Source organism: Bacillus cereus, assembly GCF_002561295.1.
Taxonomy (GTDB): Bacteria; Bacillota; Bacilli; order Bacillales; family Bacillaceae_G; genus Bacillus_A; species Bacillus_A cereus_S.
The window spans coordinates 25,892-52,827 of the sequence record NZ_NTUG01000022.1 but is presented as its reverse complement, the minus strand read 5'-3'; the positions used below and the strand labels follow the sequence as shown (position 1 = coordinate 52,827).

The following is a 26,936-nucleotide window of genomic DNA, read 5'->3' as shown; positions in this document are numbered from 1 at the left end:
TTTTCTGTATGCATGCTGTTATATTGGAATTTATAAAGATTTTCTATTCTATTAAATAGAAGGAATATGGAAAAAAGGTTATAATCAAGTTGTGAAAAATTTCATCTGGCCTGAAGAGTCATGAAAGAAAAAGAACAGACTCTAGGGAGTGAAGAATGAAAATTTCATCTCGTAACGTTTTGATAGCGTTCACAATTGAGGGGGAAGTAACAATGGAAAAGCTTCAAGAAAGCATGTATCAACTAATTGTTGAAACGTCGACGAATTTACCGAAAGATGTTCGTCGTGCAATTCAGCGAGCAAAAGAACGAGAAAATGCAGGGACTCGTTCGGCGATGGCACTTGGCACGATTACAAATAATATTAAAATGGCAGATGAAAATATCTCGCCAATTTGCCAAGATACAGGGATGCCAACGTTTAAAATTTATACACCAGTTGGTGTGAATCAATTGAAACTGAAGGAGGCCATCTATATTGCGCTTGAGCGGGCGACAAAGGATGGAAAACTTCGTCCAAACTCAGTTGATTCTCTTTTCGGAGACAATAGTGGTAACAACTTGGGGCCAGGTACACCTGTTATTAAGTTTGAGCAGTGGGAAAAAGATTACATTGATGCTCGTTTAATTTTAAAAGGTGGCGGTTGTGAAAATAAAAATATTCAGTATAGCTTACCTTGTGAATTAGAAGGACTTGGGCGAGCTGGACGTGATTTAGAAGGGATTCGTAAATGCCTTCTTCATGCTGTGTATCAAGCGCAAGGGCAAGGATGTAGCGCAGGTGTAATTGGCGTTGGTATCGGGGGAGACCGTACGTCAGGTTATGAGTTAGCAAAAAATCAATTATTCCGTACGTTAGATGATGTGAACCCAATTCCAGAATTACAGCAGCTTGAAGATTACGTATTAGAGAATGCAAATAAGTTAGGTATCGGTACAATGGGATTCGGCGGCGAAACAACTTTACTTGGTTGTAAAATTGGCGTATACAATCGTCTGCCAGCGAGCTTCTATGTATCTGTTGCATATAATTGCTGGGCATATCGCCGTCTTGGTGTAACAATTCATCCTGAAACAGGTGAGATTATGGATTGGTTATATCAAGAAGGAGAAAATACGCTTCAGCAAGAAGAGAATCAAGAAAACAGTGAACAACGTGAAATTGTGCTGCAGGCACCAATTACAGAAGAGCAAATTCGTGAACTTCGTGTTGGTGATGTTGTAACAATTAATGGCATGATGTACACGGGCCGTGATGCAATCCATAAACATTTAATGGATAACGATTGCCCAGTAGATTTAAATGGACAAATTATTTATCACTGTGGTCCAGTTGTTGTGAAAGATGAAAATGATTACTGGAAAATTAAAGCGGCAGGTCCAACGACAAGTATTCGTGAAGAGCCATATCAGGGCGATATCATGAAGAAGTTTGGTATTCGTGCTGTAATTGGTAAAGGCGGCATGGGAGCAAAAACATTAGCGGCACTAGCTGAACATGGCGGCGTATATTTAAATGCCATTGGAGGCGCTGCGCAGTATTATGCTGAATGTATTAAAGAAGTGAAAGATGTCGACTTCTTACAATTTGGTATTCCAGAAGCAATGTGGCACCTACGTATCGATGGTTTTAAAGCTGTTGTAACAATGGATTCTCACGGTAACAGCTTACATGCTGATGTAGATAAAACATCACTTGAAAAATTAGCTACCTTTAAAGAACCAGTATTTAAATAAGTAGAAAAATGCATCTCGATTAATCGAGATGCATTTTTTGGTACATATAGAAAAACTTGTTTAGGATGAAAGAAATATTGAAAACAGAAACTACAGGTACGATGATATATGGAAAGGAGACTATTTATGAAGAATAAATGGTTATATATAGGTCTCATTTTTTCAATTATGATGGTACTTGTTCCGGTTTCAACTTTTGCATATACGAATGCACCAAATCATTGGGGGATTCCACGAGCAAAAAATGAAACTCCGCCAGATGCTGGGAAAAAATTTACTGAGTTACTCCAGAATAATGGTGGGTTTTATTTAGGGGATACGAAGAAAAAAGATATATATTTAACATTTGATAACGGATATGAAAATGGATATACTGGAAAAATTTTAGATGTACTAAAGGAGAAAAAAGTACCAGCCACATTTTTCGTAACAGGTCATTATATAAAGACGCAAAAAGATTTATTATTAAGAATGAAAAATGAAGGACATATTATCGGAAATCATTCTCAAAGTCATCCGGATTTTACAACAGTAAGTGATGAGAAACTTCGTGGGGAATTGCAAAGCGTAACAGATGAAATAAAAAAAGTAACCGGACAAAAAGAAGTGAAATATGTACGTCCTCCGCGTGGGATTTTTAGTGAGCGTACGTTAGCACTTGCGAAAGAAATGGGATATTATAATGTGTTTTGGTCTCTTGCGTTTTTAGATTGGAAAGTAGATCAGCAAAGAGGATGGCAATATGCACATAATAATGTTATGAATATGATCCATCCGGGTTCTATTTTATTACTCCATGCTATATCAAAAGATAATGCAGAAGCACTTGCGAAAATCATTGATGATTTGCGCGAGAAAGGGTATCATTTTAAAAGTCTAGATGATTTAGTAAAAAGCAATCAGCCGTAAGCATGTATGCTTACGGTTTTCTCATGTTATAATGATGTGTAAAAAGGATGGGGAAACGTATGTGGAGCGAACATGTTACGTTAAAGAATTCGTACCATTTTGAAGAGGTTTTAAGGCGTTTGTCTTTTGATCCACTCAATGTTGTTCACTTAGAAGAAAAGACCGTTTATGTTCCACTTCTTATAGATGAAGAGCAGATTGTTGTTCGTGTGCAAGGGATTGGTACGCTTCAAAAACCACAATTTTGGATTTCAGGCCAGACAGGTGAACAAGAGAAGGTGATGAAACGCATCCATTCCATTTTTCAATGGAGCGAACCTTTTCAAGAGATACAAACCCATTTTAGAAACACATCATTACGTCCACTTTTTGAAACATATGCCTACACACCACTTGTTTTAGAGTTCGATTATTTTGCCTGCCTTCTTCGTTGTATTATTCATCAACAAGTTCATTTGAAATTTGCTACTGCCCTTACAGAACAATTTGTAAAAAAATATGGAACAGAGAAGAATGGTGTTTTCTTTTTTCCAACACCAGAAAGGGTAGCGAATATTTCGGTAGAAGAGCTTAGAAATCAGAAGTTTAGCCAACGGAAAGCGGAATATATGATAGGACTAGCAAAACATATTGTGGAAGGTAAGTTAAACTTAGTGGAACTAGAAAAACAAACAGAAGAAGAAGTGTCAGCACAATTGTTACCAGTGCGAGGTATCGGTGCATGGACAGTGCAAAACTTCTTGTTATTTGGACTCGGGCGGAAAAATATGTTCCCGAAAGCAGATATCGGGATTCAACGTGCGCTTCAAGGGTTATTTCAACTAGAAAATAAACCGGATGATGCACTTTTAGAACAAGTGAAACAAGAATGTGAACCATACTGCAGTTATGCAGCGTTATATTTATGGAAAAGTATAGAGTAGAGGTGTAACAATAATGCAAAAGCAACATGAGAGTAAGTTGGAAGTTGGTCAAACGTTTCCTGTGACAATTAAGCGCCTAGGGATTAACGGAGAAGGCGTTGGTTATTTTAAGAGACAAGTTGTTTTCATTCCAGGGGCATTACCAGGAGAGGAAGTTGTTGCAGAGACAACAAAGATTCAGCGTGGCTTTGCAGAGGCGAAAGTGAAAAAAATTCGTAAGGCGTCATCGCATCGCGTAAAACCGCCATGTCCAGTATATGATGAATGCGGTGGTTGTCAATTGCAGCATTTAGATTATAAAGAACAGTTGAATCAAAAGCGAGATATTGTTGTACAAGCGTTTGAAAAGTATATGAACGGAAACGTGGAAGCTGACATTCGCCCAACACTTGGTATGGGGAATCCATGGCATTATCGTAATAAAAGTCAATTACAAGTAGGGCGTAAAGATGAAAAAGTAATTACAGGATTATATAAACAGAATTCACATCAATTAATTGATATTTCTCATTGTATGATTCAGCATAAAGCAACGAACGAAGCGACAAAAGTTGTAAGACGTATATTAGAGAAGTTGAACATTTCTATTTACAATGAGAAAAAACAAAAAGGTCTAGTGCGTACAATCGTGACACGTGCTGCAGTTCAAACAGGGGAAGTACAAGTCACATTAATTACAACAAAAGAAGAATTACCAAATAAAGAGCAATTTATCGCAGAAGTACAAAAACAAATGCCGACAGTTAAATCGATTATGCAAAATGTGAACTGGCGTAAAACATCTGTTATTTTCGGTGACAAAACATTCAACTTAGCTGGAAAAGAAGTCATCCAAGAAACACTTGGTGATTTATCATTCGAGTTATCAGCACGTGCATTCTTCCAGTTGAATCCAGAACAAACGGTTGTCCTATATAACGAAGCGAAAAAAGCTGCTGCGTTAACAGGTACAGAAAAAATTGTTGATGCATATTGCGGCGTTGGTACAATTGGACTTTGGCTGGCAAATGATGCAGCAGAAGTGCGCGGTATGGATGTCATTCCAGAAGCGATTGAAGATGCAAAGAAAAATGCAAGACGTCACGGATTTACAAATACGAAGTACGAAGCTGGAAAAGCAGAACAATGGCTACCGAAATGGGTGAAAGAAGGCTGGCGCCCAGATGTAATTGTAGTTGATCCTCCTCGTACAGGTTGTGACGATAAGTTACTTGAAACAATTTTAAAAGTAAAACCAAAGCAAGTGGTTTACGTTTCTTGCAATCCTTCGTCACTCGCGCGTGATGTGAAAGCATTAATGAAGAGTTATGAAGTGGAATATGTGCAGCCAGTGGATATGTTCCCGCATACGGCACATGTTGAGAATGTAGTTAAGCTTGTTAGAAAATAAACTATTTTCGTTCCCTCACAAAGCAGGAGTTATGTGAGGGATTATATTTTATCCCGCATTAAACAGGCAGTAAGATTCTCATCTAAACGAGGAAGCTGGGGGATCAACTACCGATAAAAGCTCGATTGGTGAGGAATAAAATCAGTGGAGGATGAAGAACCCCCACTGATTAAAGTTTCACTTTATTGGGCGAATGAAAGTAAGGAGAATATAATGAACAACTACAAATTTACAATCCAATATGATGGTGCACGATATAAGGGCTGGCAACGCCTCGGTAATAACGATAATACCATTCAAGGAAAAATTGAAAGTGTATTATCAGAAATGGTTGGACAAGAAATAGAAATTATCGGGTGTAGCAGAACAGATGCTGGTGTACACGCTCTTAATCAGGTAGCTAATTTCAAGATTGAAGAAAAATTATCAGAACCGAAAGTTAAAAAGTATTTAAATCAATATTTACCAAACGATATTAGTATTACTGATGTAGAGCAAGTTCCAGAACGTTTCCATGCTCGATACAACTCAAAAGCGAAAACGTATTTATATAAGATTTGGAATGAGGAACATACGAATCCATTTATGCGTAAATATAGCATGCACGTTCAGAAAAAGTTAAATATTGAAAGTATGCAAAAAGCAGCTCAATATTTAATTGGTTCACATGATTTTACTGCTTTTTCAAATGCGAAATCTAAAAAGAAATCAATGGTTCGAGAAGTATATATGCTCGATGTCGCGGAAAGTGAAGGCTTCATTCAAATCAGAGTGAGCGGGAATGGATTTCTTCATAATATGGTGAGGAAAATTGTTGGAGCGTTAGTAGAAGTTGGATTAGGGCAGTTAGATGCAGATGCGATCCCGCAAATTTTAGAAGCGAAGCAACGAAATCAAATCAATTGTCTTGCGGATGCGAGTGGATTGTATTTGGAGAAGGTAGATTTTTAGATGATTTTGTAGTTGATATAGATATAAATCAAAAAAGGAAGGGGGGAAACAATCCTTCCTTTTTTGATTGTACTTCTAGAAATTGTAAAGGAATCAAGATGATATATAGTCTTCTTAGCTGTTTAAATTATATTTTTTTAATCGATATTGCAGGTTTTGCCTACTCAATCCTAAAAAATTCGCAGTTTGTGAGATATTCCCTTTATTTTCTTTGAGAATTTGATTAATGTACTCTCTTTCCATTTCTTTTATTGTATGCTTTAAAGTTTTAGGTGCATCATTGTCATTCTGGTTAGTTAAAGACGGATGGAAGGAGAATTCTTTTTTTGTTAGTTCATAAAAGCGTGTTGGCATATGGAACGTTGTAATAATATCCTCATCTTCAATTAAGTTCATAGAGCCTTCAATCATATGTTCTAATTCTCGTACATTCCCTGGCCAATCGTAGTTATAAAAAAGGTCTCTTACATCAGAGGATATTCCTTTTACTTTTAATCCAAATTGGATATTATACTTTTCAATAAAATGATGAAGGAGCAATAAGATGTCTTCTTTTCGCTCTCTTAAAGGCGGTAAAAATAAAGTTACAACGCTTAACCGATAATATAGGTCTTTCCTTAATCGATTGTGTGTTATGGCTTCAATTGGGTCCTCATTAATGGTTGCTATGATTCGGACATCCACTTCTTTTTCTTGTGCGCCTCCGATTCTTCGTATTGTTTTATCTTGGATAGCACGCAATAATTTTGCTTGAAGACCTGGACTTAATGAATTGATTTCATCTAATAACAAAGTCCCGCCATTCGCTTCTTCAAATAAACCAGGTTTATCTATTGCCCCTGTAAAAGCCCCTTTGTTCGTTCCGAATAAAAGGCTTTCCATTAGGGTTTCTGGTATAGCAGCGCAGTTTTGTGAAATAAAAGGCTTTGCTGAACGGTGACTTTCATTATGAATGCTTTGCGCAAATAATTCTTTCCCAGTTCCTGTTTCTCCTGCGATAAGTATGGAGGATGAAGTACGTGTGACTTTTTTTGCTTCTGTAATGATAGATTGGGTTGCCCTAGAATTACCTATTATATGTTTAAAGGTAAACTTAGTATTTTGTTTTTGCAGAAGACCCGTTTTCATCATTTGCTTTAATTGGGTAATATCTTTTGAAATTTCAACAGCCCCTTTGATTTTTCCATTTTCTATTATGGGGAAGGTATCATTAATTGTTGTAATCTCTTTTCCTTTATTATTAAAATAAGTTTGTTTTACATTTTTTTTTGTTTTTCCGAGTTGTAACGCTTCTATAAGAGTGCTAGTTTGATTTTCTTCAAATACAAATACATCTAAAGGATTTTTATATAGTATATCTTTGCGATCCATCGATTCGATTTCCATCATTTTCTGATTGTAGATTATCGTTTTACTTTCCTCATTAATAATATGGATCCCAATATCAAGTTCATTGAGTAAAGTTTCATATAGCATATTCATCTCAATAATTTTTTTGAAATTGATTTCTTCTGCATGCATGTATCATCTTCTCCTCGTTATACCCTATGAAGACTGACTTTTTATAATTTTATTAAAATTCTATTAAAAGTGCAAAATTTTTTGCGCTTTTTCTATTAAAAATTTTAAAATGATAGGAAAACTTTTGCGCTTATTAAGTTTTTCACTGTATGAAATTCTAATTTTACATAAGAATTGAGGTTGGTATGTATCTTGCATTAATAGAAATTGAAAGCTCTAAATTTAAAGACTAGGGGTGGGTTGAAAATTTTATAGAGTGTATAACTTTTTAGCGACACTTAATAAAAAAAAGAGGAGGTTACAAAATGAAGGAAGTTATAGAAAACGTGTACAGTCCTTGTTACGGGAAAGTAGAAAAATTATTTATTACTGAAAGCTCCTATGTATATGAATGGGAGAAATTAGCATTAATTGAAACGGTAGATAAACAGAAAGTGGAAATAAAAGTGGGAATTAGTGGCTATATTGAATTGCTAGAAGTGGAAGAGGGACAAGCTATCACAAATAAAACACGATTAATAACAGTAAGGGATGACCTGTTAATAACAGGTAGTGATTAATATAAACTGTTTGGATTATGTACCGTTTTCTAGTGCGCTTTTAAATAATCATTTTCATTTATCCCGCATTAACGGACAATAACACTCCCGTCTCAAAATTCAGCGGAAGCGAAGAAGTTAGGAGGGAGATTTGCTTCCAAAAAATCTCCCTCCTATTGTGAGTATTTAATAAAAATGCAAGCTATTATCTTTTCATAGTTTAACTTTCTTTTTCAATTTATTTGTAAAGCGTTTACATTCATGAGGATTTGCAAACAAAAAGGGGGATTTATATGACAAATCAAAACCAGGAATTGAAGCGGGAGTTGAAAAGTCGACATTTATTTATGATTGCACTTGGAGGAGTAATTGGTACCGGACTTTTCTTAGGATCAGGTTATACAATTCATGAAGCTGGGCCTGGAGGAGCAATTGTAGCGTATCTTGTTGGAGGATTTGTTATGTATTTAACAATGCTCTGCCTTGGAGAATTGGCGGTTGCTATGCCTGATGCAGGATCTTATCAAACGTATGCTACAAAGCATATTTCACCTGCAGTAGGTTATGTAGTGGGATGGATGTCATGGTTAAACTGGTCTGCTACGATAGGGATTGAATTGATTGCAGTTAGTATCTTAATGAAACGTTGGTTTCCTGATGTATCATCGTGGATTTGGTGCGTCGTTTTCGCTGTTCTACTTTTTGCTATTAATGCATTATCTTCAAGAAGTTTTGCAGAGGTTGAGTTTTGGTTTGCAAGCATTAAAGTAATTACGATTATTGCATTTATTATTTTAGGCGGGGCAGCAATGTTTGGTTTCCTAGATATGAAAGGAAATGAACCAGCTCCAATGCTTTCTAGCTTTACCGATTACGGAGGATTGTTTCCAAATGGGCTAACAGCTATTTTAGTTACAATGATTGCAGTTAATTTTTCCTTCCAGGGAACAGAACTAGTTGGTATTGCGGCTGGAGAGAGTGAAAACCCAGAGAAAACGATTCCGAAAGCTATTAATAATACAGTTTGGCGTATACTTGTTTTCTTTGTACTATCCATTTTTATACTTGCGGGACTATTCCCTTGGCAACAAGCAGGAGTAATAGAAAGTCCATTCGTAGTTGTATTTGATAAAATTGGTATTCCTTATGCTGCAGATATAATAAATTTCGTTATTATTACAGCGGTACTATCAGTAGCGAATTCTGGACTATATGCAACTTCTCGTATGCTATGGTCTATGTCTAATCAAGGAATGATTAGTCCGATTTTTGGTAAGTTATCTAAAAAAGGTGTTCCAATTTATGCATTGATTGTAAGTACCATTGTAGGGTGTCTTTCTTTATTATCAGGTATTTATGCAGAGGATACAGTTTATTTATGGCTTCTTTCTATTGCGGGATTCGGTGCAATATTAGTCTGGGCATCTATCGCTTTATCTAACCTGTTAGCTAGAAGAACATACATAAAGCAAGGGGGGGATATTAAGGATTTGAAATTTAAAACTCCATTGTATCCGTTTGTCCCGCTGCTTGCTTTAGTATTAAATTTAACGGTAATTGTTGGTATGGCGTTTATTCCAGAACAACGAATGGCACTATATTGTGGTATTCCATTTATGATTGTTTGTTTATTGTTTTACCGTGTTACAAAAAATAAGAAAAGTAAAATGGAACGTATTGAAAAGCCGAATACAACAGAAGTGCAAAGTTTGTAATGAGATTCATCTTAAGTTCTGGGTTATGAGTTTGAGTGGGGCGGAGAATCAATGATTGTTGATCGGGGTGAAATATTTCCTTCGTTAGAAGTTGATGGCGATCATTTAGCTGTGCAGAAACTTGGAGCTGTGCATAAATCTATATTACAGCAAGAAGCAATTTTAGATATGTCAGCAACAGTAACAGATGGTGGGTGGTTTAGTGATTTTAATATTCCAGCTGTTATCTACGGGCCAGGTACGTTAGAAGAAGCGCATTCTGTGAATGAAAAAGTTCAAATTAGCCAGTTAGTTGAGTTTACAAAAGTTATTACTGCTTTTATATATGAATGGTGTCATATACAAAAATAAGAGAATTTTAAGGTTTTGTTAATAAATGGCTAAGGTACGTCATGTAACATAAAAGTACCTGTCGTGGAATCGTACGAACGCTAATGTTTGTACGATTTTTTTATTACCCCAAAATATATGGATGCTAAAATAATATGAGATATAGAAAGAGGGGGGAATGTGAGTGAATTTAAATCAACAGGCAATTGAATTACTTGAGAAAAATGAATATGAAGAGTCGCTAAAATTGTTCAAAAAAGCCGTGCAAGTATCAAGAGATGTTCAATCGTTAAACAACATTTCTTGGATTTATAGTTATGAAGAAGATGATACTGAACTTGCTTTTGAATTGATGAAAGAAGTTATAAATATGAAGCCAACTTCATATTTTCCATATAATCTTTTAGGAGAAATTTATATAAAGAAAAAAATGTGGAAAGATGCTTCTAATATTTTGCTGCAGTCTATTGCGATTCAGCCATCTATGGAAGCATACAAAAACTTAGGGGTAGCTAAGTATTATCTTGGAGAATTGAAAGAAGCATCGGAATATTTTCTTATGGGTGCAAGTAACTCGGATTATTATATGTATAGTCATATTAAATGTTTGATTGAAATGGGAAATACAGCAGAAGCGAAATATAAATTAGATTTATTTTCAGAAGAAGATGAGAATTTTATAGGGGAAATTGAGGTTGCAGAATTGTATGTAGAAATGGGGTGTTTTAAAGAAGCGATTGTATGGTTTGAAAAAGGGTGGAAAGAATATGCGGATGAACCTCGTTGGATAAGTAGATATGTTTATTCCCTACTGAAAGTGAATTCTTTAACATCTGCTGAAGAGATCATAAGTAAAGTCACGGAACAGACAGAGGAACTTATTCAAGATGTTCTAGGTGAAGAGTGTTGTGAAGCATGGACAGAAAGTGATAAAGAAGAGCGTGTGAGCGAATTAATTTCTAATAAAGAAGAGTATAATCATATGATAGAGAAGATTATGTCTGGGCATACTCCACAAATGGAATTTGAAATGCCCATTGCTACAGATTGTTATTTGTTTGGCTGTCAACGTCATAATCACACGGAGTATCAAGGATAAGACGGCTATGAATTGATGGAAAGATAAAATTTTAATCAGTGGGGGTTTTACGATCTCTGAATGCGGAGTAATTTGGAAAACAATATTCGGATATTTCCTTGGAAATACAACAAATCGTTGCATATATCGACACGCTTTTCTTCATACTAACAGTGATTTCTTTTTAGAAAGGGGTATGAATATGGGACGCGGTAAATCGTTTGATCATAAGAAAAAGGGGGATCATAAGCCGCCTAAAGGGGCTTTCATTCATAAAGATGTAAATGAACATACATTAGAAGAGGAAGAGTTGCCAGTTAATATTGAAACGTATAAAAATAGTTTAAAGAAACATTAAAGCACCTATTATAGGTGCTTTTTCAACGTATATCTTCGATTAGTTGTTGTGATTCTTCATACATTTCATATTCACCAAGCACTTGAATACAACGCCATTTTAACTCTTCAATACTAGGCTCAAGTTCTTCGGGAAGGACATGATGAATATCTTCAAGCCCCATACCAAAATGAATAAGTTCTAGAACTTGATCATCAATATTTCGATCCATTAATAATTCCAATACTTCTAAATTGAATATGTATCGATAAGCTTCATCGGGGGAAACAACTTTGAGCTTTAAGCTTTCTACAATACTAAGGATAAAAAGAAGAATGGTTTTCTCTAGGACAGGCTGTCCCTCCATTTGAAAAATAAGTTTCATGTTTTTACACCTCCACCGTATAGCGTTAGGTTGTACTATATTATTCAGGGTGGGGGAGCAAATATGCATAATAAAAAAAGTTATTCTATCTAAATGGGGAAGAATAACTTTTTTAGTTGATGAAATTTGATTATAGATAATGAGGAGTAGGCTATTAGGACTTCTTTTTAAAAAATACTCCAGCCTTCTTGAGCAGAAAGAAGTTCAAGAATTTTAAAACCAGCAATGCTATTTCCATTTGCATCTAAAGCAGGACCGAAAATACCAATTCCCATTTCTCCTTTTACACAACCGAAAATACCGCCAGCGACACCACTTTTTGCAGGAATTCCAACGCGGATCGCAAACTCTCCAGATTCATTGTACATGCCGCAAGTTACCATAAATGTTTTACAAATCTTTGTGATATGTTTTGGGATGATTTGTTTTTTCTTATATGGATCATAGCCATCCATTGCAAAGATTAAACCGATGCGTGCTAAATCGATACAGTTTACTTCAATAGCGCATTGACGTGTGTACAAGTCCATTAATTCCTCAATATTGCTATTAATGATGCCGTTTTGCTTCATATAGTAACAAAGTGAACGATTTAAGTAAGCTGTTTCTAGTTCAGAGATGGCTACTTTGGAAGAATAATTAATTGTAGGATTGTCTGTAATATCACGTACAAAGTGAAGGATACGTTCCATCTTCTCTTCGTTACTATTTCCTGCTAACATACTTGTAATAGCTAATGCACCTGCGTTAATCATTGGATTAAGGGGTTTAGAAGGGCTAGTGGTTTCTAATTTAATAATGGAATTAAATGGATCACCAGTTGGTTCCATTCCAACTTTTGAGAATACATATTCTTCACCACGATCTAAAAGGGCAAGAGCAAGTGTGATTACTTTTGAAATACTTTGAAGAGTAAAGAGTGTTTGTGAGTTGCCAGCATGAATGTACTCAGTCTCTTTATGGTAGATAGCAATCCCTAAATCATCAGGATTTGCATTTCCTAGCTCGGGGATATAAGTAGCAAGTTTTCCTTTTTTTGTATATGGTTTTACTTGTTCTAGCAACTGTTGTAAGTTGCTTGTCTCGATGCACTGCATAATACCAACGCTCCTGTTTCTTTTTACTAAGTTTACGTTTCCCAATAAACTCGGAAATAAATAATAACATGAAAAAGTGGAATGATAAAATAAAACTTCTATATGAATACAAGGTGGAAAATAGATAAAAACGCTTTCTTTTTAAAGGGGCGAGAGGATCTAGCCATGCATAGGAGCGGTCAGATTCTTTTTCTGCCCGGTGCTAAATAAAGCTGAAAGAGCAAACGAATACATGCCACCCTTTGTTCTTCATAGCTGCGAATGATATGTTGGAAAATCAAAATGGATACATAGTCCGGTTAGCTAGTTTTTAATTTTAGTCGCAATGAGGAAGAAGAATGCCTCTTTTATATAACAGCTTAAAAATAGAAAAGATATCCATAAAAAGTTCATAAATAAAAACTACACATCTATACAACTATATGTTATTATAATCATGTGATAGAAAGCGTTTTCTAAACGTATTTATAATGGTAACGATTTCATAAATTGAATAGGAGGAATTACAATGTTGCAGTTTTTACAACGTATTGGTAAAGCATTAATGCTTCCAATCGCAGTGTTACCAGCAGCAGGTTTATTACTTCGTTTAGGTCAACCAGACGTATTTGATATTCCTGTTATGGCACAGGCCGGTGCAGCAATTTTTGATAATTTAGCACTTATTTTTGCAATTGGTGTTGCAATCGGTTTGTCTGTTGATGGTAGTGGTGCCGCAGGTCTTGCAGGTGCAATTGGTTACTTAGTTATGAAGAATACAACTGATACTTTAAGTGTTGGTTATTCAACAGCGGAATTAAATGATAAATTAAAAGGTGTTCAAGACTTATTAGGTTCAGTTGATCCAAGTAAGTTAGCAGATACAATGACAAAAGTTTCAAAAGCAGCAGCGCTAACACCTAAAATAAATATGGCCATACTGGGCGGTATTATTGCTGGGGTTGTCGCTGGCTTACTATATAACAAATTCTATAAGATTAAATTACCAGAATGGTTAGGGTTCTTCGCAGGAAAACGTTTTGTTCCAATTATTACGTCTATTGTTATGCTTCTTTTAGGATTATTATTTGGTCAAATCTGGCCAACAATCCAAAGTGGTATTGATACAGTAGCGCACGGCATTGTAAACTTAGATGCAATCGGTGCAGGGTTATTTGGTTTATTAAACCGTCTATTAATTCCAATTGGTCTCCACCATGTAATGAACACATACTTCTGGTTTGTACTTGGTGACTTTACAAATGCAGCAGGTGACATTGTTCATGGTGATATTGCACGCTTCTTTGCACAAGACCCATCAGCTGGTATGTTTATGACTGGTTTCTTCCCAATCATGATGTTCGGTTTACCAGCAGCATGTTTTGCAATGATTGCAGCTGCGAAACCAGAAAAACGTAAAATGGTTACAGGGATGTTAGGTGGTCTTGCTTTAACATCATTCTTAACTGGTATTACAGAACCAATTGAATTCTCATTCATGTTCTTATCACCAGTATTATATGGTATCCATGCTGTATTAACAGGTATTTCATTATTTGTAACAACAACGCTGGGCATTCACGATGGTTTCTCATTTAGTGCCGGCGCAATTGATTACGTTTTAAACTTTGGTATTGCAACAAAACCGTTATTATTAGCAGGAATTGGTTTAATCTATGCGGCAATTTACTTCGTAGTATTCTATTTCTTAATTAAGAAATTTAACTTAAAAACGCCAGGTCGTGAAGATGACGATGAGTTAGCTGAAGAAGGAGATGCACCAGTTGCAGGTTCTATCGGTGAAACTTATGTCGCGGCATTAGGTGGAAAAGACAACTTAACAGTTATTGATAACTGTGCAACGCGTCTACGCCTACAAGTGAAAGATGCAAACTTAGTAAATGAACCAGCATTAAAACGTGCTGGCGCAAAAGGTGTTATGAAATTAAGTAATACAAGTGTACAGGTTATCGTAGGTACAAACGTTGAATCTGTAGCTGATGATATGAAAAAACATGTATAAATAATTGTGAAAGAGGATATTCCAAAAGATCGATAAAATGGATCTTTTGGAGGATATCCTCTTTTTTTTTAGGGATTTTATCCCGCATTAACGGGCAGTAAGACCCCCGACTCAAGATTCAGAGAGAAATGAGGTCCAGCTCTAGCGGCTAGAATTTGCGGCCGTTTCGCCCCCTCGGACGNNCCCGATTGGTGTGGGCTGATTAAAGTTTCACTTTATCACGGATGGTTAGTAAGATTTTTGTTTCAAAATTCAGCGGAAGTAAAGGGGGGACGTGGGGCACCTTAATGTGAATCTTACTTTTAAAAATTTTCTTTTTCTTTTTTGTGCATATTGGTTGGTAATACGTTCGTCGCATGATACAGTAAGGATTGTATGCGAATTTTTTTCCATTACTTAGGAGAAGCTGGAAGGTATATTTTTGTATAAAAGGATTACATTATTGGTAAACAAGGGGAAAGAAAGAATTATGAATGAAGAAAAAGATAGTGGCAGTATGAGATCGCGTAGGAGTATGAAAGCTCGTAGACCGGTTACATATATAAAAAGAACGGTCATTTTTATTGTATTGGTTTCGCTTGTGTATTTTGGATATGCCCAAATTACTGTACATAATAAAAAAGAAAATGTGTTAAGGGAAACAGCAGAAGTAAAGAAAGAAGCGGTACAAAAACAAGTAGAGCAGCCTCCAGAAGAGCCACAGCAAGCCATAGCAGCGGAACAACCTGCCGAAGGACCACCACAAGAAATTAATGTAAATGCAGAGTTAGACGAGTACTTAAAGAATAAGAGTTTTAGTGGGACGGCAGTTGTCGTGAAAAATGGAAAAGTACTTTTAAATAAAGGGTATGGGTTGGCAAATCGAGAAAAAAATATACCGAATAATTCTGAAACCACTTTTTACATTGGTTCGATTTCAAAGGCATTTGTAGCAACAGCAATTATGCAACTCAAAGATCAAAATAAACTTCAAATAGAAGATACAATAGCAAAGTATATTCCTGATTTCCCAAGAGGTAGCGAAGTTAAGTTGATTCATCTATTGACACACACATCTGGAATTCCTGAATATGAAGCGGGAAAAGATGATATCTCCCATGAGGAATTATTGAAGCGAATTGGACAGCAAAAACATTTATTTAATCCAGGTGAAAAATGGAAGTATTCAGATTCAAACTATACCATACTTGGTTACATCGTTGAGAAAATTAGTGGGCAACCGCTAGAAGAATATATAAAGCAGCATATTTTTGATGTGGTAGGTATGAAAAATTCAGGTTTTGGTACGGAATTAGAGAAGACAAAGTATCCTTCTACGGGTTACAAAATCGTAAAAAATAATATGACAGTACCTGCCATGCCGAGTATGTCGCAGTTATATGGAAATGGTGATATATATACGAGCGCAAATGATTTATATTTATTTAATGAAGCGCTATTTTCGGGAAAGTTAATATCCAAAGAAAGCTACAATCAAATGTTTACAGCATTTAAAAAAGATTATGGATTTGGATGGTATGTCAATCCAGGAAGTTATTCTAATCATGGGGTAATGCCAGGATGGAATTGTTTAAATGGATTTAGTAGAAGTGGTAATGTGTATGTTATTTTATTATCTAATATTCAAAATAACATTAAATCGTTCGGTACGGTTAATAATGATATTTATACGATGTTGCAGCATATTGAAGTGTAAAAGACTATCTTTTGAGGTAGTCTTTTTTATGTAAGTTGAGAAAGGCCATATTTATTGAGATAATGAAAAAAATGGAAAAAGGGGGCTGTTATGAGTATTCATAAGCATCATGCGCGTAATGCAAAGCGGACATTATTTTTAGCTATTATTGTATGGATTATTATTGCGATTGGATTTGTAGTGGAATATCGAAAAGGAACACTCTTTAGTTCGGAAAAGGATAACCTAAAATTAATAAGTATCGTGCTACCAGCATGTATGTTACTGATTTATAGTTTGATAGAAAGAGGTAGGGCTAAAAAGATAGAAAGGATCATTCAAGATAAAGAAATCTCTCTATTGCTGGAGCAGCGGAGATTTGTCGTTCGTAGAGAGACAGGTTTATTTACGACAGTTACATACTTTGGATTAGATGGAAATACAATGGGGATGCTCAAAGAAAAATATGATTCCCAGATTCAAATGATATGGAAAGGTATCTTATCCTTTTTCCTTAAAGGAATATATGAGCAACAATTTTATTTAATGAATTGGGAAAAGAGCTGTTAATAATCAAGAAGAAAAGAGGGGTACGGAATTCATATGCATTTTATAGCATAATGGGAGAGAGAATTGGTGAATTAAATCAGTTGTTAAGCTTAACAAAATGGGAATGGAGCTTTTTATCAGCTGAAGGAAAAGAAATTGGGAAAGTCACTGGAGACTTATCTGGTACATTGCAAAAAGGAAAGTGGCAAGATGGTACTTACATCGATGTGAAAGAGGATGGAATTCCATTAGAGGCGGTTCAATATTTCTCTGCAGGTGGTGGATCACTTGTTACAGTATCTGTAGCAGAGCATGCAGAATTACAAACAGCTGCATATTATGCTGGAGCTGCAATTATAACGTTGAAAAATTAAAGAACTTCCGAGATGTGATTTTCTTCGGTGTAAATTGTGCCGCGATCTAATTAGAGGGTAGATTCAATTCATTATGAAAAAAAGTGTACCAAATAGGTACACTTTTTTCTATTCTGTTGTAGAAAAACTATAACAGAATAAGAGATAAGGGTATTACAGTTTAAAATGGGTATGACTCTTTATACCACAGAATAGGATTCATTTATAAGGATACCAAAAAAATACAATTAAGGAAAGTCTTAATTTAAAAGAGTTTAAATTAAAGTTAACACTATGCATATAGTAGTTTGCTCAACAATTCACAAAGGTGTCACAACTATCTCGTTCGTTTTTTCAAAAAAGTAGTATTCTAAATGTGTAAGCTGTTATATAAAAAATCTTAGTCCTGTACTAATCAAAAATGGAGGAGATTAGGATGACTCAAGTAATAGAAAATGTAAAAAACGCATGGACGAACTTTAAAGGTGAAAAGTGGAAAGCAGAGATTGATGTTCGCGATTTCATTTTAAATAATGTAAACGTTTTCGAAGGAGACGAATCTTTCTTAGCGGAAGCAACAGAAGCAACGAAACAACTTTGGGATCAAGTAATGGATTTAACAAAACAAGAACGTGACAATGGTGGCGTACTTGATATGGATACAAGCATTGTTTCTTCTATTACATCTCATGGTCCTGGATATTTAAATAAAGATACTGAAAAAGTAGTTGGTTTCCAAACAGATAAGCCATTTAAGCGCTCTTTACAACCTTATGGTGGTATTCGTATGGCAGAGCAGGCTTGTGAATCTTATGGATATGAAATGGACAAAGAATTAAGCCGTATTTTCAGAGACTGGCGTAAAACACATAACCAAGGTGTATTCGATGCTTATACTCCTGAAATGAGAGCAGCTCGTAAATCTGGTGTTATTACAGGTCTTCCAGATGCATATGGCCGTGGACGTATTATTGGTGACTATCGCCGCGTAGCATTATATGGTGTTGATCGTTTAATCGAAGCGAAAAAAGAAGATTTAAATTTAACTGGTGGTGTAATGAGCGAAGATACAATGCGTTTACGCGAAGAGCTATCTGAGCAAATGCGTGCACTGCAAGAATTAAAACAAATGGCAGCTTCTCACGGTTTTGATATTTCTAAACCAGCAACAAATGCACAAGAAGCATTCCAATGGTTATACTTCGCTTATCTTGCAGCAATTAAAGAACAAAACGGGGCAGCAATGAGCCTTGGACGTACTTCAACATTCTTAGATATCTTCATTGAAAGAGATCTTGAAAATGGTACATTAACTGAAGAAGCGGCACAAGAGATTGTTGATCACTTCATTATGAAATTACGTCTTGTGAAATTTGCAAGAACACCTGATTACAATGAATTGTTCTCTGGTGATCCAACTTGGGTAACTGAATCTATCGGTGGTATTGCCCTTGATGGTCGTCCATTAGTAACGAAAAACTCATTCCGTTTCTTGCACACATTAGATAACTTAGGACCAGCTCCAGAGCCAAACTTAACAGTTCTTTGGTCTAAACAATTACCACAGAACTTTAAAAACTACTGTGCGAAAATGTCTATTAAAACATCTGCAATTCAATATGAAAATGATGACATTATGCGTGCAGACTATGGCGATGACTACGGTATTGCTTGTTGTGTGTCTGCAATGAGAATTGGTAAGCAAATGCAGTTCTTCGGAGCTCGTGCAAACTTAGCTAAGACACTATTATATGCAATTAATGGCGGTATAGATGAAAAATCAAAAGAACAAATTGGGCCTGAATTTGCACCTATCACTTCTGAAGTATTAGATTATGAAGAAGTTATGCGTAAATTTGATATGACAATGGAATGGCTAGCTGGCCTTTATTTAAACACATTAAATGTTATTCATTATATGCACGATAAATATAGCTATGAGCGTATTGAAATGGCACTTCATGATACAAATGTTCTTCGTACAATGGCAACAGGTATCGCTGGATTATCTGTAGTAGCTGACTCTTTAAGTGCAATTAAATACGCAAAAGTAAAACCAATTCGTGATGAAAATGGTATTGCAGTTGACTTCGAAATCGAAGGTGATTTCCCTAAATACGGTAACAATGATGATCGCGTAGATGAAATTGCAGTAAATCTTGTGAAAACATTTATGAACAAGCTTCGTAAACATAAAACATACCGTAATTCTGTTCATACAATGTCAATCTTAACGATTACATCTAACGTTGTATACGGTAAGAAAACTGGTAACACTCCAGACGGTCGTCGTACTGGTGAACCATTTGCGCCAGGTGCAAACCCAATGCATGGACGCGATACCAAAGGTGCATTAGCATCACTATTATCTGTTGCAAAATTACCATATGAAGATGCACAAGATGGTATTTCTAATACATTCTCAATTATTCCAAAAGCGCTTGGTAAAGAAGATGATGTACAAGTTAAAAACTTAGTATCTATGCTTGATGGATATGCAGTGAAAGAAGGACATCATTTAAATATTAACGTATTTAACCGTGAAACATTAATGGATGCAATGGAACATCCTGAAAAATATCCACAATTAACAATTCGTGTATCTGGTTACGCAGTGAACTTCATTAAATTAACTCGTGAACAACAAATCGATGTAATTAACCGTACAATGCACGAAAGTATGTAAGTAAAAAGTTTCCCACTGTTTTTATAAAAATAGTGGGAGGCTGCTTCAATAGAGGAGGAAGTTAACATGGTAAAAGGAAGAATTCATTCTGTAGAGTCTTGTGGTACTGTTGATGGCCCAGGAATTCGTTATGTCATATTTACACAAGGGTGTCTATTACGCTGTCAATATTGTCATAATGCTGATACGTGGGAGATCGGTAAAGGAAAAGAAATAACAGTTGAAGAAGTGATGCAGGATGTGACATGTTACCTTCCTTTTATTGAAGCTTCCGGTGGTGGCATTACGGTGAGTGGCGGAGAGCCATTACTTCAATTAGACTTTTTAATTGAATTATTTAAAAAATGTAAAGAATCCGGAATTCATACGACAATTGATTCTTCTGGAGGATGTTATTCTGAAGAACCAGAGTTCCAAAGAAAATTAGATATTCTAATGGACTATACAGATTTAGTACTATTAGATTTAAAACATATTGATCCTAAAAAGCACCGTAAATTAACTGGTAAAACGAATGAACACATTCTACAATTTGCTCGTTATTTATCTGATAAACAAAAACCAATTTGGGTAAGACACGTATTAGTTCCAGGTGTTACGGATAATGAAGAAGATTTGCAGGGATTATCTAATTTCATTCAAAGCCTTTCTAACGTAAAGAAAGTAGAAGTCTTACCATATCATAAACTTGGTGTATATAAATGGGAAGCACTTGGACATAAGTATCCTCTTGAAGGTGTAGAACCTCCAACGGAAAAAAATGTTCAAAATGCAAAAAATATTTTACAAGCAGTCTAATCCATTTGGATTAGACTTTTTGCTTTCTTTTAATAAAATCTAGAGTATATTTAAAGAAAAGAGTATACTGAAAGTGGAATATCCATATTTTTGTAAAGAAATAAGGGGATAAATTTACATAATTGTAAAGGGAAAACTAAATAGTAACAAGAATTAAGAAGTAGCAGGGCGAGTATCATGAAGTATGATCATTTGTAAGTTATTGCGAAAGCACTTATAGGAAAGTATAATAGAAAGATATGAGCACAGATAGGATTAAGGGGTCAATCTTATATGCTTTGCATATCCACGACAGGTACATAGCTAACATGAAAGTGTTGGAATCCAAACATGTAATTTTTTTTAGGAAAATGTTTTTCCTATTGTCGTATATGCAATATGGGAAAGCGAAAAAGCTAGGAGTGGATTTGTTTGATAAAAAACCCCAAGGTTTTAATATTAACTGCACATTACGGTAATGGTCATGTGCAAGTAGCAAAAACATTAGCACAAACATTTCATCAAAAAGGAATTGAAGATGTGATTGTGTGTGATCTATTTGGAGAGTCACATCCGGTTATAACGGATATTACAAAATATTTGTACTTAAAAAGCTATACAATAGGAAAAGAGCTATATCGCTTATTTTACTATGGTGTAGAAAAAATTTACGATAAAAAAATTGCATCGTGGTATGCGAATTTTGGGAGAAAACGTTTAAAAGCATTATTACATGCGGAGAAGCCGGATATTGTTATTAATACATTTCCAATTATTGCAGTGCCAGAATTGAAAAAGCAAACAGGTTTTTCAATCCCTGTTTATAATGTGTTAACGGATTTTTGTTTACACAAAATATGGATTCATCGTGAAGTAGATCGTTATTTTGTAGCGACAGATCATGTGAAACAAGTAATGGTTGAAATTGGTGTACCTTCAGAGCAAATCGTAGAAACTGGGATTCCAATTCGTAAAAACTTTGAATTAACTATTAACCCAGAAATCCTATATAGTAAATATCATTTATCTCGTGAGAAAAAGGTTTTACTTATTGTAGCAGGTGCTCACGGTGTATTAGGGAATGTAAAAGAATTATGTCAATCATTTATGACAGTCCCTAATCTTCAAGTAGCGGTTGTTTGTGGGAAAAACGAAACTTTAAAAGAAGAGTTACTAGGACTCAAGGAACAAAATCCTGAGGCATTGAAAGTATTTGGCTATGTAGAAAATATAGATGAGTTATTCCGTATTACCTCTTGCATGATTACAAAACCAGGGGGCATTACGTTAAGTGAAGCAGCAGCTTTACAAGTACCTGTCATTTTATATAAACCAGTACCAGGGCAAGAAAATGAAAATGCGATATATTTTGAAAATAAAGGAGCTGCGCTTGTAATTCGCGAAGATGAGGATATTTTTGCGAAAACAAAGGCATTACTAGAAGATGATAGGAAGCTCCGACAAATGAAAGAAGCGATGGGAAGTATTTATCGCCCAGAGCCAGCTGGTCATATTGTAGATGCAATTTTAGAAGAGAATCATGTGCAATCTAATCATATGCCAATCAAATCGCCAGCTCTTGCTCAATCTTTTACCTAATATGACACCCTCTTTGTAGTTGGAAAGAGGGTTTTTTGCGTTTTTATAGGATTTAGTATAAAAGTTATTAAGAAGGTTATGTGTTATCCACAAGAGAATGCGGTTTCAATATACGGTAAAGTCGGAATATTAACAATGATATCCACATTGTCCACAATTTTCAGAAAAATTATCCACAAACTACACATGATGTATGTGATTAATTTGCTAGTAATCGGAAAAATTTATTGAATTTATGCACAATTCTATCAGTTCTGTGGATAAAGTTTTCCACAAAAAATACTCCTTATATTATAAGGAGTACATCTTTACGTTATAATTACACACCTTTAGGACGATACCCTGCTGCGCGATCTGCTTTGCGAAACTCGCGCTGATAAAGAACCTCTTGCGTACTATTTAATGTATTTCTTGCTTTTTCACGTTTCTTTTTTTCCATTATCGTTCACCTCGTGTCATAACGTTACTACCTATCGTTTCCAATGACACGAAGAGATATACATAATAAACAAGTATCTTCATTTTATAGTTATATAAACCCACATTGAGAGATTAACATGTAAGAATCAAGCTTCTTTTAAATGATGTGTATCTTGGAATGTAGTATCACGCATTGTAGCAAGTGTATATTGATCTTTAACAATTTCGTATAGATTGTATACTTCCTCATTTGCGTTAATTTGATCATAAACCGCTTTTCTAGTTTCGTTTGCTAGGTTTACATATGATAGTTTTTCAGCAGCTTTCATAGAACGAATATTTACTTTACGAATACGCATAAAGATTGTTTCAATATCTAGTTCATAGAAAAGCTCGCTGAAAAAGGCATCTTTTGCTAATTTATTATAACCTTGGCCGTGATAAGGTTTTCCAAGCCATGTACCAAGAAAACCAGCCTTTTCTTGCACATCAAATAAAGTAATCGTACCGATAGGATTTCCCCATTCATCTAAAATGGTACGTGAGATCAATTCACCACGTTCCTCTGCTTCAATTGTTTGTTTTGTTAAAAATAGAAATTCTTCATATGAATAAGCCTTTTGACGCACAAAAGGGAAGACAGCTGGATCCACCATTAAATCGTATAGAACGTGGCTGTCGTGTAAGTCGCGTTTTTTTAACATACTAACTCCTCCTCAAATGAGGGTAGCATGACGAAAAAACACCCCACCCTCGAAATTTTTATATCAATCTTAAAAAAATTTCGGGGTGGGAATCGAACCCACTAGAACCAGTCTATAACGCTGGTGGCGCACCATTTGCCTTCCCCATTCATCAATTTGAAATGAATCATCACGACACAAATTGATTATGGTTTCATTCAGTTTATAATCGTATAATACTTTATCTAGTCAAAAAAATAAACTAGTTTTTTTTATTTTTTTTGTAAATTATTTTTCCATCAATCATGGTCAGTACGGGCTTGGCTAAATAATGAAATGGATGGTGTGTCCATAGTACAAGATCGGCATCTTTTCCAGGCTCAATACTTCCGATTCTGTCCTCTAAACGTAAGTTTCGGGCAGGGATGATTGTAATTCCTTCTAATGCTATTTTTTCATCTAATCCTTCTCTGACGGCGATTGCTGCGCAAACATTTAAGTACTGAATTGGAGTATAGGGATGGTCTGTTGTAATAGAAACCTCTATCCCATGCTTGGATAAAATATGATACGTACTCCATGATTTATTTTTTAGTTCAATTTTCGAGCGACGTGTCAGAGTCGGGCCTACTGAAACTTTTAAATTATGTTTGGCAAGCTCATTTACAATGAAATGTCCTTCCGTACAATGTTCAATCCTTAAATCAAGATTAAATTCTGTTGCAAAGCGCAGAGCAGAACTAATATCATCGGCACGATGGGCATGGATACGTACTGGAATTTCTCGCCGAAGTGCTTTTAGAATCGGTAGCATTCGAAAATCTGCTTCGTTTCCATAATGTTGTGCTTCGTAAAAAGATTCACGAAGTAACCCCATAATCCCCATACGAGTAATGGATTCTTTTGAGCCATTACTATGAACTCGTTTTGGATTTTCTCCAAATGCAATTTTTAATCCTGCAGGTTCTTGGATAATCATATGATCGATACAAGTTCCGGCAGTTTTAATTACACATGTCGTCCCACCAATAATATTTTGACTTCCAGGCATAACGTGAACAGTTGTAACCCCATTTTGAACCGCATCTTGAAATGCGATATCAAAAGGATGTATGCCATCTAAAGAGCGAATATGAGGTGTTAATACTTCCGATGTTTCATTTGCATCATTTCCGGCCCATCCAGTTCCTTCATCATATAGACCAAGATGAGTATGGACATCGATAAATCCTGGTAAAAGGTGAAGTGCTCTTGCATCAATAACAGTCATATCTTGAGTTGGCTCAATATGCGACTTTATCGCGGCGATTTTATTGTGTTTAACCAATACATCTCCTTGAAATTTAGAAGAAGTAATGGGATATACAATGGCTTGCTTAAATAGGGTTTTCATAGGTACCTCATTTCCATTGGCTGATAGTCCTTAGACTAGCAAAAGGAACAATTCGAAAAGTTTATTTCGGAAGTACTACATTGTATGCGATATAAGATTTTGTAATGCATGCTTTAATGTGGGGAAAGAATATTGAAATCCATTTTGTAGTGCTTTTTCAGGCAATACATGTTGCCCTTGTAATACAAGCATACTCATTTCTCCAAGTAAAGCATGTAGTGCAACGGCTGGAACGGGAAGCCAATGTGGGCGATGCATGACCAGTGAAAGCATCTTTCCAAACTCTTGCATTGTTGTAGGATTTGGAGCTGTAATATTAAGCGGGCCTTCTATTTCTTTTGTGTGTATTGCAAAATCAATCATGCGAATGACATCATCTAGATGAATCCAAGATAGCCATTGATTCCCTGAACCAATTGTTCCACCAATAAATAATTTGTAAGGTAGTAACATTTTAGGAAGGGCACCACCATCTTTTCCTAAAACAATTCCAAAGCGTGTATAGATTGTTCGCATTCCAAGAGAAGTGGCGTTAGATGCGGCCTCTTCCCATTGTTTTACTGTAGTCGCTAAAAAATCACTACCACTTTCTTTGTACTGTTCTGTAAAGGTTTTTGTTTCCGATGTACCGTAATAGCCAATTGCGCTAGCGTTAATAAAAGTATGAGGTTTCTTTTGTAAAGTTTGTAATTGCTTAATGAGACTACTTGTTGTATGAAGGCGACTTGCTATAATGTGTTTTTTCTGTTTTTTTGTCCAGCGACCATTGTTAATAGATTCTCCAGCTAGATTTACAACAACATCAATATAAGTGAGGGGGAAGTCATGAGAGTGCGTATCCCACTGTATATAGTGAATGTTAGAATTGAGAGGATTCTCTCTTTTATTTCGGGTGAGAATATAAACTGTATGCCCTTGTAGGTCAAAAAAATTAGCTAATGCTTTACCGATAAAGCCAGTTCCTCCAGAAATTGCGATTTTCAACTGAATTTCCTCCTCATTATATATATTCACGAAAAGCAAAATTGTTCCGCAACTATGTTAAAATAGTAGCGAGGTGAAGAATATGGCTGTCATTACAAAAATAGAAGTACAAAAAAGAACGAAAGAACGATTTAATATTTATATTGATAAAGGGCAAGGGGAAGAATACGGATTTAGTGTGAATCAAGTAATCTTAATCAAGCATGGTTTGCAAAAGGGGATAGAAATTGATGAAGTAGAGTTAGCAAATATTTTATACAATGAAGAAGTGCAAAAAGCGTATTTGCAAGCAATTTCTTATTTATCCTATCAAATGCGAACAAAACAGGAAGTAGAAGAATACTTACGAAAAAAAGAAATGGGACAAGCCATCATCTCTGAAGTTATTTCGAAATTATTACATGATCGCTATATTAATGATAAAGAGTACGCCATTTCGTATGTGCGAACTCATAGTAACGTGAATCAAAAAGGACCAACTATTATTAGACGGGAGCTTCTTGGTAAAGGTGTCCAAGATATAATTATTACTCATAGTTTACAAGAATATCCGAAAGAGAAGCAAATTGAAAATGCCTTTGAGCTTGTAGAAAAAAAGAAAAAGTCATATCAAAGGCATTCTTTTTTACAAATGAAACAAAAGTTAGATGAGATGTTAGTCCGTAAAGGATATAATCGTGATGTGATTCAAATTTGTTTAGAAGAATTAAAAGAGGACAAGGATGAAACGCAACAACAAGAAGCGTTGTTATATCATGGAAATAAGTATCATGAGAAGTATAAAAAGCATGATGGATGGACATATGAAAATAAGATGAAACAAGCATTGTATCGAAAAGGATTTTCTATTGATGAGATAGAGGGATTTTTACAAACGAAACGTGAAGAGGGATGAGAGAATATG

22 protein-coding genes and 2 pseudogenes are annotated in these 26,936 nt (G+C 35.4%); 17 read left to right on the top strand and 7 right to left on the bottom strand.

Annotation, left to right across the window (positions count from 1 at the left end):
• The first annotated feature begins 212 nt into the window (after window positions 1-212).
• The 5 genes from fumA to truA all read left to right on the top strand — a co-directional run bounded on the left by fumA (window position 213) and on the right by truA (window position 5,909).
• Complete coding sequence (gene fumA / locus CN373_RS14960) at window positions 213-1,736, top strand: class I fumarate hydratase (protein WP_000413536.1); 1,524 nt, start codon at window positions 213-215, stop codon at window positions 1,734-1,736.
• Between the two features lie 126 nt (window positions 1,737-1,862).
• Entirely contained in the window at window positions 1,863-2,645 is a 783-nt protein-coding gene (pdaA, locus tag CN373_RS14955; RefSeq protein ID WP_000792512.1) for a delta-lactam-biosynthetic de-N-acetylase, read from the top strand.
• Between the two features lie 59 nt (window positions 2,646-2,704).
• Complete coding sequence (locus CN373_RS14950; protein WP_000269459.1) at window positions 2,705-3,568, top strand: DNA-3-methyladenine glycosylase family protein; 864 nt, start codon at window positions 2,705-2,707, stop codon at window positions 3,566-3,568.
• A gap of 10 nt (window positions 3,569-3,578) precedes the next feature.
• Window positions 3,579-4,958 carry a 23S rRNA (uracil(1939)-C(5))-methyltransferase RlmD gene (gene rlmD / locus CN373_RS14945; protein ID WP_033663947.1) on the top strand — a complete coding sequence of 460 codons (1,380 nt, stop codon included), beginning with the start codon at window positions 3,579-3,581 and terminating at the stop codon, window positions 4,956-4,958.
• 213 nt (window positions 4,959-5,171) lie between these two features.
• Complete coding sequence (truA, locus tag CN373_RS14940; protein ID WP_033664610.1) at window positions 5,172-5,909, top strand: tRNA pseudouridine(38-40) synthase TruA; 738 nt, start codon at window positions 5,172-5,174, stop codon at window positions 5,907-5,909.
• A 114-nt stretch (window positions 5,910-6,023) separates the two neighbouring features.
• Here truA and CN373_RS14935 read toward each other — a convergent pair whose 3' ends face one another.
• Entirely contained in the window at window positions 6,024-7,430 is a 1,407-nt protein-coding gene (locus CN373_RS14935) for a sigma-54 interaction domain-containing protein (protein WP_000542824.1), read from the bottom strand.
• 305 nt (window positions 7,431-7,735) lie between these two features.
• Between CN373_RS14935 and CN373_RS14930 the strand changes: the two genes are divergently transcribed.
• From CN373_RS14930 to CN373_RS25580, 5 genes and pseudogenes are all read left to right on the top strand, one after another.
• Window positions 7,736-7,990 carry a biotin/lipoyl-containing protein gene (locus tag CN373_RS14930; protein ID WP_000665759.1) on the top strand — a complete coding sequence of 85 codons (255 nt, stop codon included), beginning with the start codon at window positions 7,736-7,738 and terminating at the stop codon, window positions 7,988-7,990.
• A gap of 272 nt (window positions 7,991-8,262) precedes the next feature.
• Complete coding sequence (locus CN373_RS14925; protein ID WP_000184530.1) at window positions 8,263-9,684, top strand: amino acid permease; 1,422 nt, start codon at window positions 8,263-8,265, stop codon at window positions 9,682-9,684.
• Between the two features lie 27 nt (window positions 9,685-9,711).
• A pseudogene (locus CN373_RS14920) lies at window positions 9,712-10,035 on the top strand (M20/M25/M40 family metallo-hydrolase); the annotation flags it as partial.
• A 163-nt stretch (window positions 10,036-10,198) separates the two neighbouring features.
• A complete protein-coding gene (locus CN373_RS14915; protein WP_001052675.1) occupies window positions 10,199-11,113 on the top strand; it encodes a tetratricopeptide repeat protein in 915 nt (304 codons plus the stop codon).
• A gap of 181 nt (window positions 11,114-11,294) precedes the next feature.
• A complete protein-coding gene (locus CN373_RS25580; protein WP_000532412.1) occupies window positions 11,295-11,450 on the top strand; it encodes a hypothetical protein in 156 nt (51 codons plus the stop codon).
• Window positions 11,451-11,472: 22 nt separating this feature from the next.
• On the opposite strand, the gene CN373_RS14905 is transcribed toward CN373_RS25580, so the two are convergent.
• On the bottom strand, window positions 11,473-11,814 hold the full coding sequence (locus CN373_RS14905) for a DUF3969 family protein (RefSeq protein WP_000766601.1): 342 nt from the start codon (window positions 11,812-11,814) through the stop codon (window positions 11,473-11,475).
• 167 nt (window positions 11,815-11,981) lie between these two features.
• On the bottom strand, window positions 11,982-12,911 hold the full coding sequence (gene glsA, locus CN373_RS14900; protein WP_001149868.1) for a glutaminase A: 930 nt from the start codon (window positions 12,909-12,911) through the stop codon (window positions 11,982-11,984).
• Window positions 12,912-13,419: 508 nt separating this feature from the next.
• On the opposite strand from glsA, the gene nagE reads away from it, so the two are divergent.
• The 6 genes and pseudogenes from nagE to CN373_RS14870 all read left to right on the top strand — a co-directional run bounded on the left by nagE (window position 13,420) and on the right by CN373_RS14870 (window position 22,552).
• Window positions 13,420-14,913 (top strand): N-acetylglucosamine-specific PTS transporter subunit IIBC, encoded by a 1,494-nt coding sequence (gene nagE, locus CN373_RS14895; protein ID WP_000938890.1) that lies wholly within the window; start codon window positions 13,420-13,422, stop codon window positions 14,911-14,913.
• Between the two features lie 469 nt (window positions 14,914-15,382).
• Window positions 15,383-16,609 carry a serine hydrolase gene (locus tag CN373_RS14890; protein WP_001001354.1) on the top strand — a complete coding sequence of 409 codons (1,227 nt, stop codon included), beginning with the start codon at window positions 15,383-15,385 and terminating at the stop codon, window positions 16,607-16,609.
• Between the two features lie 90 nt (window positions 16,610-16,699).
• A pseudogene (locus tag CN373_RS14885) lies at window positions 16,700-17,511 on the top strand (sugar ABC transporter ATP-binding protein).
• 415 nt (window positions 17,512-17,926) lie between these two features.
• Complete coding sequence (pflB, locus tag CN373_RS14880; protein WP_000195440.1) at window positions 17,927-20,176, top strand: formate C-acetyltransferase; 2,250 nt, start codon at window positions 17,927-17,929, stop codon at window positions 20,174-20,176.
• 66 nt (window positions 20,177-20,242) lie between these two features.
• The gene (gene pflA / locus CN373_RS14875) at window positions 20,243-20,974 is read left to right on the top strand and encodes a pyruvate formate-lyase-activating protein (protein WP_000238482.1); all 732 of its coding nucleotides are present in this window, start codon (window positions 20,243-20,245) and stop codon (window positions 20,972-20,974) included.
• Window positions 20,975-21,385: 411 nt separating this feature from the next.
• Window positions 21,386-22,552 (top strand): diglucosyl diacylglycerol synthase, encoded by a 1,167-nt coding sequence (locus CN373_RS14870; RefSeq protein WP_000594683.1) that lies wholly within the window; start codon window positions 21,386-21,388, stop codon window positions 22,550-22,552.
• A 319-nt stretch (window positions 22,553-22,871) separates the two neighbouring features.
• On the opposite strand, the gene CN373_RS14865 is transcribed toward CN373_RS14870, so the two are convergent.
• The 4 genes from CN373_RS14865 to CN373_RS14850 form a co-directional block, all read right to left on the bottom strand.
• A complete protein-coding gene (locus tag CN373_RS14865) occupies window positions 22,872-22,991 on the bottom strand; it encodes a YfhE family protein (protein WP_000412298.1) in 120 nt (39 codons plus the stop codon).
• 127 nt (window positions 22,992-23,118) lie between these two features.
• Window positions 23,119-23,676 carry a GNAT family N-acetyltransferase gene (locus CN373_RS14860; protein ID WP_000914731.1) on the bottom strand — a complete coding sequence of 186 codons (558 nt, stop codon included), beginning with the start codon at window positions 23,674-23,676 and terminating at the stop codon, window positions 23,119-23,121.
• Window positions 23,677-23,917: 241 nt separating this feature from the next.
• Window positions 23,918-25,048 (bottom strand): amidohydrolase, encoded by a 1,131-nt coding sequence (locus CN373_RS14855; RefSeq protein WP_000853601.1) that lies wholly within the window; start codon window positions 25,046-25,048, stop codon window positions 23,918-23,920.
• 75 nt (window positions 25,049-25,123) lie between these two features.
• Window positions 25,124-26,032 (bottom strand): TIGR01777 family oxidoreductase, encoded by a 909-nt coding sequence (locus CN373_RS14850; protein WP_000684377.1) that lies wholly within the window; start codon window positions 26,030-26,032, stop codon window positions 25,124-25,126.
• A gap of 82 nt (window positions 26,033-26,114) precedes the next feature.
• Here CN373_RS14850 and recX point away from each other — a divergent pair, with 82 nt between their 5' ends.
• Window positions 26,115-26,927, top strand: coding sequence for a recombination regulator RecX (recX, locus tag CN373_RS14845; protein ID WP_098359609.1), 813 nt, complete (start codon window positions 26,115-26,117; stop codon window positions 26,925-26,927).
• Window positions 26,928-26,936 lie beyond the last annotated feature (9 nt).